12 protein-coding genes and 1 riboswitch are annotated in these 14,055 nt (G+C 59.3%); of the genes, 3 read left to right on the forward strand and 9 right to left on the reverse strand.

Annotated elements, in window-relative coordinates; translation table 11 throughout:
• Window positions 1-44: 44 nt before the first annotated feature.
• Window positions 45-1,616 (reverse strand): glycerol-3-phosphate dehydrogenase/oxidase, encoded by a 1,572-nt coding sequence (locus BN5935_RS09315; RefSeq protein ID WP_064975868.1) that lies wholly within the window; start codon window positions 1,614-1,616, stop codon window positions 45-47.
• 206 nt (window positions 1,617-1,822) lie between these two features.
• Between BN5935_RS09315 and BN5935_RS09320 the strand changes: the two genes are divergently transcribed.
• A complete protein-coding gene (locus tag BN5935_RS09320) occupies window positions 1,823-2,617 on the forward strand; it encodes a DeoR/GlpR family DNA-binding transcription regulator (protein WP_064975869.1) in 795 nt (264 codons plus the stop codon).
• Between the two features lie 74 nt (window positions 2,618-2,691).
• On the opposite strand, the gene BN5935_RS09325 is transcribed toward BN5935_RS09320, so the two are convergent.
• On the reverse strand, window positions 2,692-3,456 hold the full coding sequence (locus BN5935_RS09325; protein WP_064975870.1) for a glycerophosphodiester phosphodiesterase family protein: 765 nt from the start codon (window positions 3,454-3,456) through the stop codon (window positions 2,692-2,694).
• A 250-nt stretch (window positions 3,457-3,706) separates the two neighbouring features.
• On the opposite strand from BN5935_RS09325, the gene galK reads away from it, so the two are divergent.
• The gene (gene galK, locus BN5935_RS09330; RefSeq protein WP_064975871.1) at window positions 3,707-4,834 is read left to right on the forward strand and encodes a galactokinase; all 1,128 of its coding nucleotides are present in this window, start codon (window positions 3,707-3,709) and stop codon (window positions 4,832-4,834) included.
• A gap of 113 nt (window positions 4,835-4,947) precedes the next feature.
• On the opposite strand, the gene BN5935_RS09335 is transcribed toward galK, so the two are convergent.
• From BN5935_RS09335 to fabD, 3 genes are all read right to left on the reverse strand, one after another.
• Window positions 4,948-5,481, reverse strand: coding sequence for a GNAT family N-acetyltransferase (locus BN5935_RS09335; protein ID WP_064975872.1), 534 nt, complete (start codon window positions 5,479-5,481; stop codon window positions 4,948-4,950).
• A 171-nt stretch (window positions 5,482-5,652) separates the two neighbouring features.
• Entirely contained in the window at window positions 5,653-6,882 is a 1,230-nt protein-coding gene (locus BN5935_RS09340; protein WP_064975873.1) for an ROK family transcriptional regulator, read from the reverse strand.
• A gap of 162 nt (window positions 6,883-7,044) precedes the next feature.
• Window positions 7,045-7,926, reverse strand: a complete 882-nt coding sequence (gene fabD, locus BN5935_RS09345; protein WP_064975874.1) for an ACP S-malonyltransferase — start codon at window positions 7,924-7,926, stop codon at window positions 7,045-7,047.
• A gap of 50 nt (window positions 7,927-7,976) precedes the next feature.
• Window positions 7,977-8,176: riboswitch (cobalamin riboswitch) on the forward strand.
• A 177-nt stretch (window positions 8,177-8,353) separates the two neighbouring features.
• On the opposite strand from fabD, the gene BN5935_RS09350 reads away from it, so the two are divergent.
• Window positions 8,354-9,127 carry a DUF4465 domain-containing protein gene (locus tag BN5935_RS09350; RefSeq protein WP_064975875.1) on the forward strand — a complete coding sequence of 258 codons (774 nt, stop codon included), beginning with the start codon at window positions 8,354-8,356 and terminating at the stop codon, window positions 9,125-9,127.
• 76 nt (window positions 9,128-9,203) lie between these two features.
• Here the strand turns inward: BN5935_RS09350 and BN5935_RS09355 are convergent, their stop codons facing one another.
• The 4 genes from BN5935_RS09355 to BN5935_RS09370 form a co-directional block, all read right to left on the reverse strand.
• Window positions 9,204-10,784 (reverse strand): glycoside hydrolase, encoded by a 1,581-nt coding sequence (locus BN5935_RS09355; RefSeq protein WP_064975876.1) that lies wholly within the window; start codon window positions 10,782-10,784, stop codon window positions 9,204-9,206.
• A gap of 7 nt (window positions 10,785-10,791) precedes the next feature.
• Complete coding sequence (rhaD, locus tag BN5935_RS09360; protein ID WP_064975877.1) at window positions 10,792-11,595, reverse strand: rhamnulose-1-phosphate aldolase; 804 nt, start codon at window positions 11,593-11,595, stop codon at window positions 10,792-10,794.
• Between the two features lie 168 nt (window positions 11,596-11,763).
• The gene (gene rhaT, locus BN5935_RS09365; RefSeq protein WP_064975878.1) at window positions 11,764-12,792 is read right to left on the reverse strand and encodes an L-rhamnose/proton symporter RhaT; all 1,029 of its coding nucleotides are present in this window, start codon (window positions 12,790-12,792) and stop codon (window positions 11,764-11,766) included.
• A 3-nt stretch (window positions 12,793-12,795) separates the two neighbouring features.
• Window positions 12,796-14,052: an L-rhamnose isomerase gene (locus tag BN5935_RS09370; RefSeq protein ID WP_064975879.1), complete on the reverse strand. Its 1,257-nt coding sequence runs from the start codon at window positions 14,050-14,052 to the stop codon at window positions 12,796-12,798.
• Between the last annotated feature and the right edge of the window lie 3 nt (window positions 14,053-14,055).

The following is a 14,055-nucleotide window of genomic DNA, read 5'->3' on the forward strand; positions in this document are numbered from 1 at the left end:
ACGGGGCTTCGGGGTATGATCGGATTTCGACGGTTCAAACTGATTTATTTTTGCTCAAAGATATAATTTTTTGCCAGATCGGTGAAACTTTTCACCTGCTCGTCGATCCATGCCTGATCGCGGCCCAGTTCGCGGGCCATGATTGCAGCGGCCTTCGGGGCTGCGGCGATCGCCTCGCGGGCGTCGACGAACAGCAGGCGTACGCGGCGCGACAGCACGTCTTCGAGCGTGATGGCCATCTCTTCGCGCACGGCCCAGACCACTTCGGCCAGCGTGTAGCCGAATTTCTCCGAGAGTTTCTCGCCCAATGCGGGTTCCTTTTCGATCAGTTGGAGAATCTTCGGCTCGTCCGATCCGTAGACATACATGTGGTCCGTGAGATCGGGATTCTTGCGGTAGCCGTGGATATGGAACTTCTTGGTGACGCACTTGCGCTTGGGGAGTCCGCACACCTCGATGGCCTTGTCCACCGTGTCCTCGGCCATCAGGCGGTAGGAGGTCCACTTGCCGCCCGTGATGGTCACCAGTCCGTTGTCCGAGGTGATGACCTTGTGGCTGCGCGAAATCTCCTTGGTGTTCTTGCCCTCCTTCTTGGGTGCCGCCAGCGGACGCTGGCCCGCGAATACCGAAAGAATATCCTTATAGGTGGGCGCCGGGTTCATGTAGAGTCCTGCGGTGCCGAGGATGAAGTCGATCTCCTCCTTCAGCGGACGCGGCTCCTCCTCGGCGGTGGGGCGCACGATGTCGGTGGTGCCGACCACGACCTTGTCGTGCCAAGGCACGGCGAACAGCACGCGGCCGTCCGAGGTCTTGGGGACCATGATGGCGTAGTCGCTCTGCAGGAACTTCATGTCCAGCACGATGTGCACGCCCTGACTCGGAGTGACCATCTTCTTGTGCTCGGGGCTGTCCATGTGCATGATGTCGTCGACGAAGCAGCCGGCGGCATTGACCACGCTGCGGGCCTTGAGCGTATGCTCCTCGCCCGAGAGGTTGTCGACGAACTTCACGCCGGCGACCTTGCCCGCCTCGTCGTGCAGGATGCCCGTCACCGAGGCGTGGTTGACGACCGTACCGCCGTTCTCGATGCAGGTCTGCGCCAAGTTGATGGCCATGCGCGAGTCGTCGAACTGGCCGTCGTGGTAGACCACGCCGCCTTTCAGTCCCTTCTCGACCGAGGTCGGGATGTATTTCATCACCTTCTTCGCCGAAATGTATTTCGAACGCCCGTAGCCGAAGCCGAACGAGAGCAGGTCGTAGAACGTCAGTCCGCAGAAGTAGAGGAAATTGTCCCAGTAGCGGTAGTTCGAGATGACGAACGCTTGGTCTTTGACCAGATGCGGTGCGTTGGCCTTCATGCGGCCGCGTTCGCGCAGCGCCTCCAGCACCAGCATCACGTCGCCTTTCTGGAGATAGCGCACGCCGCCGTGCACCAGTTTGGTCGAACGGCTCGACGTACATTTGGCGAAGTCGGTCTTTTCCAAGCAGGCCACGCTCATGCCGCGCGTCGCCGCGTCGACCGCTACACCCAGTCCCGTGGCACCGCCGCCCACGACTACCATGTCCCAGATCTTGTCCTTTTCGGACAGCTTTTTGATTTGTGCCGCTCTTTCCATATTATAATATGTAATGTTTGTATGTTTCGTTTCGGAACAAAAGTACAAATGATTTCGTCGATTTCAAAATAAAATCGATTTTATTTTGAAATAATGTCTCCTGCGACGGTGTTTCTCCCGGAACGCGAATTTGTCCGGGCGGGTGAATCTATTTCGAATAATTTTCGTATCTTGGTCGAACGAAACAGCTAAATTTCAAATTGCGTATGAACAAATCTGGCGAAGAACCCCTTTTGAGCCTTCCGGAACGGCACAGCCGCATTCTGGCCCTGCTCCAACAGAACGGCTCGATTTCGGTGACGCAGCTCTCCGAACTTTTCAAGGTTTCGGAGGTGACCATCCGCAAGGATCTGTCCTACCTCGAACAGCAGAAGAAGCTCTACCGCACGCACGGCAGCGCCATTCTCATAAGCCCTTACATCAGCGACCGCCATGTCAACGAGAAAGAGAAGAAAAACGTCGCCGAGAAGCGGGCGATCGGCGCTGCGGCCGCGGCGCTCGTGTCGGAGGATGATTCGATCATCATTGCCTCGGGAACGACGATGGCCTTCCTTGCCCGGGAGATCAAACCCGTAGGCCGCCTGACGGTCATCACGGCGGCGGTTCCCGTGACGCAAATCCTCTCGCAGCACGCCGATGTGGACGTCATCCAGTTGGGCGGCATCACGCGCAGCAGTTCGGTATCCGTGGTGGGGCCCTTTGCCGAGTCGATGCTCCGCAACTTCAACTGCAGCAAGCTGTTCGTCGGCGTGGACGGCATCGACACCGAGTTCGGGCTGACGACGACCAACATGCTCGAAGCCTCGCTGAACGGCGCGATGATCAACGCCGCGCAGAAAGTCGTGGTGCTGGCCGACTCGTCGAAATTCGGGCGCCGCGGGTTCAGCAAGATCTGCGATCTGGAGGCCGTGGACCGCATCATCACCGACAGCGGCGTGCAGCCCCTTTATCTGGAGCGGCTGCGCGAACGCGGGATCGAGGTGACGGTGGTGGACGTCTGAAATACAATCCGATACAGGCATACGAAAAGAGCGGCAAGAATCCTGCCGCTCTTTTCGTATGCCGTTCGGTGTACTTACTTTTTCAGCAAAGCCTGCAACCGCTCGGGGTAGTCGGTGGTGATGTAGTCCACGCCCAGCCCGATGAAGTATTTCATGTCTTCCTCCGAATCCACGGTCCAGACGTTGACTTCGAGACCCAGATCGTGCGCCTCCTTCACCCATTGGGGATGCTTGCGCAGCACGCCCATCGAGTAGTCGATGCCGGCCAGCCCCAGTTTCTTGATGCTCTTGGGAGGCAGGTCGCCGTTGAGGTAGTAGATTTTGGTGTCGGGGATGAGCTTCTTGAACGCCATGCAGGCGTTGATCGAGAAGGCGATGATGTCGGTCCGGTCCAGTACGCCGTATTTCTTGAGCTCCTTGACGATCTTCTCGGCGGCGAGGTCCTCGCGGTTGTAATCCGAAAGCGACTTCATTTCGAGAATCAGGCGCGTGTCGGGTTTCGAGGCCACGAGCTTGAGGTAGGCGTCGAACGTGGGGATGTTCTCGCCGTTGGGCAACACGATGGCCGTGATCTCCTTGGCCGTGGACTTCTCCATGTCGACTTCGGTGCCTTTGTACTTGCGGTCGTGGTTGACGATCAGCTTGTTGTCGGCCGTGAGCCAGACGTCGATCTCCGAGCCGTAGACGCCGACGGCGTCGGCCTTGGTGAACGAAGCCAGCGAGTTCTGCGCCGATTCGGGCGCGGTCCAGTAGCCGCGGTGGGCGATCACTTTGGGCTGGGCGATGACGGCGCCTCCTGCGAGCAGCAGGGCGGCCGAGAAAATGATTTTTTTCATCATATCGTTTGAAATGTTGGTTGGTAGCTTGTGAAATGAAACCTCCACAAAGTTAATGAATATTTCCGGATTTACAAGCCGAAAGTCGGCCGGAGGCAGTGTTTTCATCGAATCGTATTGCAATCGTTCCCGCGGATTTTTTCGTGAAATGGTCGATTTGTGGTAGTAATTGCAATAATTGTGCACCGCAGGTTGCGGAATTTTTCCTATCTTCGTGCAATCCGAATCACTTAAAACCTCATAAATAGGAACCATGAAAGAAAAAGTCAGCAAGAAATTCTCGGAACTTTACGGCGAAGGCGCCATTCTGTTCGCTTCCCCGGGGCGTATCAACCTCATCGGCGAACACACGGATTACAACGGGGGATTCGTATTCCCGGGAGCCGTGGACAAAGGCATCGTCGCCGCCATCAAACTGAACGGTACGGACAAGGTGCGCGCCTATGCGCTCGACTTGGGCGAGAGCTCGGAGTTCGGTCTGAACGAGGCGGACAAACCCGCCCAGAGCTGGGCCTGCTACATCTTCGGCGTCTGCCGCGAGATTCAGAAGCGCGGCGGCAAGATCGGCGGTTTCGACACGGTATTTGCGGGCGATGTTCCGCTGGGCGCCGGCATGTCGTCGTCGGCGGCGCTGGAGTCGACCTACGCCTTTGCGCTGAACGACCTTTACAACTGCGGCATCGACAAGTTCGAGCTGGCGAAGATCGGCCAGTCCACCGAGCACAACTACTGCGGCGTGAACTGCGGCATCATGGACCAGTTCGCGTCGGTATTCGGCAAGAAGGGCAACCTGATTCGTCTGGACTGCCGTTCGCTGGAGTATGCCTATTTCCCGTTCGACCCGAAGGGTTACAAGCTCGTCCTGCTGGATTCGCGCGTGAAGCACGAGTTGGTGGGTTCGCCCTACAACGACCGCCGCGCGTCGTGCGAGCGTGTGGCCAAGATGCTGGGACAGGAGTTCCTGCGCGGCGCCACGATGGAGCAGTTGGACGCCATCAAGGATAAGATTTCGGAGGAGGACTACAAGCGTGCCCGCTATGTGATCGGCGAGGAGAAGCGCGTGCTGGATGTCTGCGAGGCGCTCGAGAAGGGCGACTACGAGACCGTCGGCGAGCGGATGTACGAGACCCACTGGGGCATGTCGAAGGACTACGAAGTGTCGTGCGAGGAGCTGGATTTTCTGGCCACGGTGGCCAAGGAGTGCGGCGTGAGCGGTTCGCGCATCATGGGCGGCGGCTTCGGCGGCTGCACGATCAATCTGGTGAAGGATTCGCTTTATGACAACTTCATCGCCACGGCCAAGGAGAAGTTCAACGCCAAATACGGCCACGAACCCAAGGTTTACGAAGTGGTGATCTCCGACGGTTCGCGCCGCTTGTAATTTTCGATTCTCACGGGCATCTTCCGCCCTGCCTTGTTCGGCCCGAACGGGAAATACTTCGGTATGTCCCGTCCGGGCCGGACTGCGTTAGGTTGGAATCTGCTCCGCGATAATCAAAAATTCAGGATTTTTTGCAGCATCACTTCATCGTGATAGCCGTCGGGCCGCCATATCCAGTCGCGTTTGACGCCGATCTCGGTGAATCCCGCGTTGCGGAACAGCCTCAGACTGGCCTCGTTGTCGGCTCCGACGTTGCACCACAACTGGTGTGCGCGCAGCGTATCGTGTGCGTAGCGGCAGAGGGTCTCCACGGCGTCGGAGGCGTAGCCGCGCCCCCGGTCGCTCTGCTCGTAGATGAGGATGCCGACGCCCGCCCGGCGCTGGATCGGGTCGTATTCGAACAGGTCGATGGCCCCGACCGGCCGCGCGCTCAGCAGGGTTTCGACGATCAGCCGCAGTTGCCCGTCGCAGAGCACTCCGATGACGTCCTGATGCCGTTCGACGAAACGCTGCATCTGGTGGCGCGAAAACGGCTCTGTCGTGCCGCTGACCGCCCAGATGTCGCAGTCGTTCTCCCACATATACATCAGGTCGGCATCCTCCGGCTCCACGGCCCGCAGGCGGATGGTTTTCCCTTCGATATTCATTCCTGTTGAATTTTCGATTCGACGAATGTTAGCACTGATCTTGCCGCGGAGCGGCACTCAAGCCCCCGCCGAGGCGGGGGTATGGGGGTGGGTCAGATTTATAAACGGCGCCATCGGCGCCGATTATACAGCGATTCGGAGCGTGACGGATCAGAAAGTCCCGGAACGCGCCTATAGCCCTATTATCTTGTTTCGTATGAGCATCGCCACGCCCCAAGCGTTGGCGTTCTCGGTCATTTTCGAGACGCGGAACTTGGTGTCCTTGTAGACCAGATTGAGCGAATATTTGTTCGTCGCCGACTTCAGCGGCAGCATGATGTAGTCGCCCGCTGCCGCGAGGTTGCCGCCGACGATGACCGTCTCGGGGTTGAAGGTATTGATCAGGAAAGCCACGGCCTTGCCGACCTTCTCGCCGGCCTCCTCGATCAGCTCGATCGAGAGGTTGTCGTCGTTCTTCGCCGCGGCGATGATGTCGTCGATATGGATGGTCTTCTGCTGGTCGTATTTCTCGCGCAGGATGGTGTTCACGCCGTTCTGGATCAGGTGGCACATCTTGTCCTCGATGGCGATACCCGAAACCTCGGTCTCGAGGCAGCCCTTCTTGCCGCACGAGCAGATGATCTCGTTGTCGAAGAACGGAATGTGCCCGAACTCGCCCGCGAAACCGCTCTTGCCGTAATATAACTGCCCGTCGACCACGATGCCGATGGCCACGCCGCGGCCCATGTGGAGGTACAGCACGTTGCTCTCGTCCTTCGACTTGCCGCAGGTGTACTCGGCGTAGCACCGGGCGCGGGTGTCGTTCTCCAGCAGCACGCGGAGGCCGACGCGCTCCTCGAGCACCTCACGCAGCGACTGTTCGCTCGTGGTGAAATATTTGTAGCTGCGGCCCGTGTCGGGATTCACGCGGCCCGTCATGCAGACGCCCAGTCCGAGTATCTTTCCGCGGTCGATGCCGCACGAAGCGATGAAATTCTCGATGTTCGTGCAGATGCGCTCGATGCACTGCGGACGGTCCAACAGTTCGAACGTGAAGTCGTTCTCCTCCTTGATGATGTTGTTCTGCAGGTCGGTGATCAGAAAGCGCATGTTGTCGCGGCCGACATTCACGCCGGCGAAGTAGATCGCCGAATTGGCCAGTCCGAAGATGTTGGGGCGCCGTCCGCCCGGGGTTTCCACTTTGCCCAGATCCGTTACGATGTTCTCGTCGACGAGTTCCTGCACCAGCTTGGTGATTGTCGGAACGCTGATATGCAGCTCTTTGGTCAGTTCCGAAAGCGTGCATTCGCCGTTGACGGCCATATGCGCGATGATGTTGCGCTTGATGATGCTGTTTTTGTGGGAAATGCCCTTCAGGGCATCGTCTTCGTGTTTGTTGAAAAATTCGGTCAGTGATGTCATCCGTGCAGTCTCATTTTTAACTAACTCTGCAAATATAACGAGTTTATTTAATAAATGCAACCAATTTTTAATAAAATTTAATAAATTTTGTTTCGGAATGGGATATAAAAAATTAACGCGCTGATAACCAGCGCGTTAATTTTTAGATATGCGTTCCCTTTTTTACAGCGTCGCTTTCGACTCCACGGCTGCGTTGGCGTCCACCTTGCGGATGAGGCCTTGCAGGACGGTGCCGGGACCGAGCTCGGTGAACTCCGTCACGCCGTCGGCCAGCATGTTCTTGACGATGTAGGTCCAGCGCACGGGAGCCGTCAGTTGGGCGATCAGGTTGGCCTTGATGGCGGCGGGATCGGTGTAGGGCTTGGCGTCCACGTTCTGGTAGATCGGGCATACGGGCGTCTGGAACGGCGCCTCGGCGATGGCTTTTTCGAGCTCCTGCTTGGCGGGCTCCATCAGCGGCGAGTGGAACGCACCGCCCACGGGCAGGCGCAGGGCGCGGCGGGCGCCGGCGGCCTTGGCTTTTTCACAGGCGGCTTCCACGGCCTCCACGGCTCCCGAGATGACCAACTGGCCCGGGCAGTTGTAGTTGGCGGCGACGACTACGCCGTCGGTCGATGCGCAGATCTCCTCGACCACGCTGTCCTCGAGGCCGAGGATGGCGGCCATCGTGCCGGGCTGTGCCTCGCAGGCGGCCTGCATGGCCATGGCACGCTTCGAAACGAGTTTCAGTCCGTCCTCGAACGAGAGGGCTCCGGCGACCACGAGGGCCGAGAATTCGCCTAAGGAGTGCCCGGCGGCGGCATCGGGCTTCACACCCAGTGCCTTGGCCATGATGACCGAGTGGAGGAATACGGCGGGCTGGGTGACTTTGGTCTGCTTCAGCTCCTCGTCCGTGCCGGCGAACATGATGTCGGTGATGCGGAACCCGAGGATCTCGTTGGCCTTCTCGAAGAGTTCCTTCGCAGCCGGAACATTGTCGTAGAGGTCCTTGCCCATGCCGACGGCCTGAGCTCCCTGACCCGGAAATACATATGCGTGCTTCATAATTTTTCGCGTTTTTTACGTTTGCGGGGGCAAAGATACGAATTTATTTTCTATTTTTGTGCCGCAATGGTTCACAAAGGGCCGGGCAAGGCCCCGTGTGATGAAAAGGGAATGCCGTGAAAATCGGCAGCAGTTCCCGCTGCTGTAAGTTCCGCGAATTGCCGCAACACGCTGAAGCCACTGGTCGCAGGACCGGGAAGGCGTTGCGGCAGGGACGAGCCAGAAGACCTGCCTTGCAATCTCCCTCAGGAGGAGAATCTTTTTTTCGAGCGCATCTGCGGAGAACGGAGCATCGTGGGGTTTTGTGGCCGGGCCACGGAACGGCGGCCCAAGGGCGGCCAGAGCCGAAAAAGAGATTCGATTCCGGGAGGTTCCGGGACCGGATTTTTTATTTTACGAACATATCAAAACCCAAAAAAACAAAGACATGAAAAAATTTCTTGTTACTCCCTTTCTTTTCGTATTGGCAGCGGCGGCTTTCGTGGGCTGCGACGATAACGAATACATCTATTACGAGCTTCCCGATGAAGCTCGGGTGATCGACTTCGAAGGCGCCAACCTCGGCACCGACGGCTTTATCTGGGGCAAAGGTCAGGCTACGGAGCAGGACGACACCGACTGGCAGGGCCAGCCGATCAGATCGGATATTTATTACGGCCCGATCTATACGGAGAAAGAGGCGCAGATTTATACCTATTATTCGGATAACGGGCATTCGGTGGATAGCTGGGGCGGCATGGTCGTTTCGAATCACAAGGACAAGAAGACCGAAGACTATACCAACGACAAGAGCGTCTACGGCGACGGAGGCGCCGACGGTTCGGCCCAGTTCGCTGCTATTTATTATTCGGAGTATACACCGAACGGCAAGGGTATTCCGACCGTCAATTTTCTGGGCGGCGTAAAGCCCGTATCGGTGGCTGTGGCCAACATGACCTATCTTTATCTCTATTTCAAAGGTTCGGCGCCGGCAACGCTCGTCGATGTGAAAGCTGTCATTACGGGTTACAACAGCGGCATTAAAACCGGAGAGGTTACCGTAATGCTGGCTGACAAGGCTTCGGGAACGGTGAAGTCGGGCTGGGAGACGGTCGATCTGTCGTCGCTCGGAACGGTTACTTCGCTGACCTTTACAGTATCGACGACCGACTATATGTGTCCGACTTATTTTGCCATCGACAACTTGGCTTACGAGAAGTAGGCCGCGAAAACGGTTTGTTATCAAAACCCCCGCAAGGAGAGCCTTGCGGGGGTTTTGTTTTCTGGGGTGCCGGGGGTCAGAGCTGCGTGAGCACGATGACGCTGTGGGCCCTGACGCCGACGCAGAACGTGCCGTCGAGGTTCTCGAGTTGCAGTGACGGGGCGATCTGTTCGTCGCCGTCGGGCAGCCGCCTCTCCTCATAGGTATAGACCTTGCAGTCCGACATGCCGCCGCGGAGCGTATTTTTCAGGTCGAAACTCAGGTCCTGCCCCGTGGCGTTGGCGATCACATAGGTCCAGCGGCCGTCGGCCGTGCGGATGGCCGTTCCGGCCGCGAATTCGCTGCCGAGGTTGAGCGGATAGACCTCCGAGCCTTTGCGCACGAAGCGCGTCAGCAGCGAATAGGCATAGTACTGCGGCCGCGGTTGGTAGTCGCTCGTCAGCCGGTCGTAGACGTTCGGGTCGGGGTCCTGACGATAGGCGATGCGCATGTAACGCCACATTCCCAACTGCTGCATCGCGGCATAAGGCTCGTTGCGGCCGTAATACTGGTCGATGAGGCTCCAGTAACTCGTGCCGACGGCTCCTGCGTTGAGGAAATTCACCACGAGCCGCGCCATCAGCACACCCCGCTCGTAAAGGTCGATGTCCGTCTGGCGCGTGGCGCCGACGCACTGGTTCGATCCGAACTCCCCGACGAAGTGGTTTTTCCCCGCTTTGGCGGCCGCGGCCACATTGGCCTCCTCCCACGCGAGGATCGTGCGGTTGGGGGTGTCGTAACCGAAGATGTAGGTGTGGCTGTTGAACAGGTCGGCCTCCTGCGCCAAATCCCGGGCGCATCCCTCGAGGAAGAAACGCCGCGTGTCGGTGTTGTCCGAGAGGTTCAGATGTACCTTGTCGCGGATTCCGTCCGTGCGCAGGCGCCGGTCGAGGACCTTGGCCAGCGGAATGTAGCGTTCGAGCGGAATGATGTTGCCGTCGGGTTCGTTGAAGGGCGTCAGCTCCTTGATGCAGGTGTAGCCCCGCCGCTCGATCAGGTGTTTGGCCACGGTCGAGAAACTCTCGGCGAACTCCTCGTTGCTGGCGGGTTCCACGACCCAGTTCGTCCCTTCGGACGAGCAGAGGAAGTGGCGCTTCACGCCGGCATAGGCCGGATCGAGCAGGTCGCAGTAGGTGGGGCATCCCCACAGCACGAGCGTCACGTCGGCGCCCATCTCCTGTGCGACGTCCAGCACCTTGTAGAGCGACTGCATCTCGGCCGATTCGAATGTGAAACGGTCGAGGGCCGCGACGTCGGGATCGCCGTTGTCGTTGACGGGCTCCCACCAATGGGGCAGCAGCATCACGCGGAAGCGCTGGATGCCCATTTTGCGGATGCGCGGCACGACGATCTCATCCCAGTCCGAAGCTTTCGCCCCGTCGCGGCGGGTGACGTTCTGCGACAGGAAATGCGGGTCGAGCTCCACGCCCAGCCCGACGAGCGTGACGCCCGTCGAACGGCCGACGCTCACTTCGAGACTTGCGTTGCGCTCATAACCCGGCGTGCGGGTGGATTCAGGCAGGCGTTCGTCACCTTTGGGCTCTGCCGAAGATGCCGAACATCCGGCGAGCGCCAGCAGGGCCAGCAGGAACATCCGGACGGGTTTCGTCTGTCTCATATCCGTATCAGAGGTTGAAGGCGCGTTTGAGTTCGTCCATCTGCTCCTGCGTGGTGCCCGTCGGTTCGAAACCCATCGACTTGGCCGTCAGGTAGATCTGCGCCGATTTCGAAAGCACGTCTACTTGGTCGAACGCCTCCATGATGTCGGGGCCCACGGCGCAGACGCCGTGTTTCTCCCACATCACCACGTCGTATTCCTTCAACTGTTCGATCGTGGCTTCGGCCAGCTCGGTGGAGCTGGGCATCTTGTAGGGCACGATGCCCAGCCCTTTGGGGCAGAAGGCCCGCGTCTCGGGGATCATCGACCACAGCAGGTTCGTGAGCACGTCCTTGGCCAGAAACGCCGGGTTGTGGGTCATGGCGATGAGGTCGATCGGGTGGGTGTGGACGGCGGCGGTGTAGCCGTTGCCCGTGGCGATCATCTGGTCGTGCATCGCCAGATGCGAAGCCAGCTCGGAAGTCGGCTTCACGGGGTTGTCGGCGATGATCTCGTACGACGCGCAGTCGTCGAGGATGCGGATCACCGAACCGTTCTCCATCGGCCGCCGTGCGAGGTCGCGCATGCGGCGGTTGGTGCCCTTGCAGAAGAAATAGCACCCTTTGAGGTGGGGCAGCGTCATGCCGAATGCGACCGGGGCGCTGATCGGGGCCATCGAGCGGACGGCGTCGTCGGCATAGGCCGTGACGTTGACCGTGATGTTGCCGCCGTTGCGCTCGGCCCAGCCTTTCTGCCAGAGATAGCTGGCGACTTCGGCGACTTCGGCCACCCGGCGGGCCAGTTCGGGACGATTTTCGAGTATCGATTTCATAATATTAAGAGTTAAGTTGTATAATCAGGCCGCTTTGCATGTCGGTCGGCTGTTTTCGCTGCCTTTGGCAGCGTTTGCAAATCGGACCCACCCCCAAACCCCCGCCTCAGGCAGGGGCTTGGTGCCGCGATGCGGCAAAATTGGCATTTTGGGCGGCTGATCGATCATTTATTGGAATAACGAGGGGAAGAAGATCGAGAAGAGCAGGATAGCGAGACCTGCGGTGAGCGTCGTCAGTGTGCGGCCGTTGCAGCCTTTCCACTCCTTGAGCAGGATGCCCCAGACGTTTGAGAAGATGACGTTGAGCGACATCAGGATGCTCCACGAGAAGGCCAGAATGACGGGCGATCCGGTGAGGAAGCTCTTGCCCATCTCCAGTCCGAAGAACTGCGAGTACCACAGCACGCCGGCCAGAGCGCAGAACAGCAGGTTGTTGACCAGCACCGAACCTCGCACGCCGAAGTACTCCCCGGCGGTGCGGTTGCGGACGTTCTGCCAGATGCAGTAGGCGGCGTTGGTCACGAAACCGCCCGTCGTGACGAGCAGGATGACCGGAAGTCCCGCGTAGAGCGGATCGACGCCCTGCGCCATGGCCGCGGCTTTGATCGGGGCCCCGGCGTCGAGACCCAGCGCGAAGCAGGCGCTCATCACGCCGGCCAGCAGCGCCACGGCGAGACCCTTGGTCAGTGCGAAGTCCTTGATGGCGGCGCGTTTCTCCTCTTCGGTCATGTTGGCGGCGCGCAGCGACCCGGCGTAGCCGATCACGGCGATGCCGGCGAGGGTCACGCAGACGCCCAGCAGCAGGATGAGCCCCTGCCCGTGCAGGAGGTCCGTGCCGGCGAACAGCGCCGGAAGGAGCGTTCCGAAGGCCGAGCAGGTGCCCAGCGAGATCGACTGCCCGAGCGCCACCCCGAGGTAGCGCATCGAGAGTCCGAACGTAAGGCCGCCGACGCCCCACAGGGCCCCGTATATAACGGCCTTGAGGGCGCCGCCTTCACCCAGCAGGGTGAAGAGCGAGCCGCCCTCGGGCACGGCGATCAGGGCTCCCAGCAGCGGAAAGACCAGCCATGCGAAAATTCCCTGCACGAGCCAGAAACTTTCCCAACTCCATTCCCTGACCTTCTTGATCGGGACATAGGAACTCGACTGTCCGAAGCTGCCGATGGCTATGATCAGCAATCCGATGAGTATTTCCATGGTTTACGCCCGTTTCGAGGTGACCTCGCGTTCGTATTTCTGGATTTCGGCGATGAAATCCTCGCCGACGGGTACGTTGTTGCGCAGGCAGAACATATCCCACACGGCGTTCCACGGCAGCGACTTCGACTCCTCGAGCAGGGCCAGACGCTCGAAGCCCTGTCCGTTGGCCTCATACTCGCGTAGCGTCTTCAGGGGCTCCAAGAGGGCCTGCATCATGCACTTCTGCGTGGCGCGCGAACCGATGACGTAGGCGCCGATGCGGTTGATCGAAGCGTCGAAGTAGTCCAGACCGATGTGTACGCGGTCGAGGGCGTCGCAGCGCACGATCTCCTTGCAGAGCTCCAGCGTCTCGTCGTTCATGATCGTCACATGGTCCGAGTCCCAGCGGACGGGGCGCGAAACGTGGAGCATGATCTCGGGGGTGAAGAGCAGCAGCGACGAGAGCTTGTCGGCGACGATCTCCGTGGGGTGGAAGTGGCCCGTGTCGAGGGTCACGATCTTGCCGCGCGAGGTGCCGTAGCCGATGTAGAAGTCGTTCGAACCCACGGTGTAGCTCTCCAGACCGATGCCGAAGACCTTCGACTCGATGCAGTCCTTCATGTTGTCGTATTTCTGCTCGAAGATCTTGTCGAGCGAGTCGCAAAGCAGCTCACGGTATTTCATGCGGTTGACCGTGAGGTCCTTCGAGCCGTCGTGCACCCAGACGTTCATGATGCAGGGGTCGCCCTGCGCCTTGCCCATCTCCTCGGCGATGGCGCGGCAGCGCTTGGTGTGCTCGATCCAGAAGTTGCGGATTTCGGGGTCGGGGTTCGACAGCGAGAGGCTGCCGCTCTTGGGATGCGAGAACGACGTGGAGTTGAAGTCGAGTTTCAGGTCGTTCTTCTTCGCCCAGTCGATCCAGCCCTGAAAGTGCTTGGGCTCCACCTTGTCGCGGTCGACGAACTCGCCGCCGAACTCGCCGTAGATCTCGTGGAGGTTCAGGCGGTGCCGGCCGGGAATGAACGACTTGGCCTTGAGGATGTCGGCGCGCAGCTCCTCGATGTTGCGGGCCTTGCCGGGGTAGTTGCCCGTGGCCTGAATGCCGCCCGTGAGGTCGCCGCCTTGGTTTTCGAAGCCCGTCACGTCGTCCGCCTGCCAGCAGTGGAGCGAGAGGGATACTTTCTGTAAAGCGGCGAGCGCTGCTTCGGTGTCGATGCCCAGATCGGCATAGCGTGCTTTTGCGACCTCGTAGGCCTGCTGAATCTGTTCGGTTTTCATTTC

This window comes from Alistipes provencensis (assembly GCF_900083545.1).
Taxonomy (GTDB): domain Bacteria; phylum Bacteroidota; class Bacteroidia; order Bacteroidales; family Rikenellaceae; genus Alistipes; species Alistipes provencensis.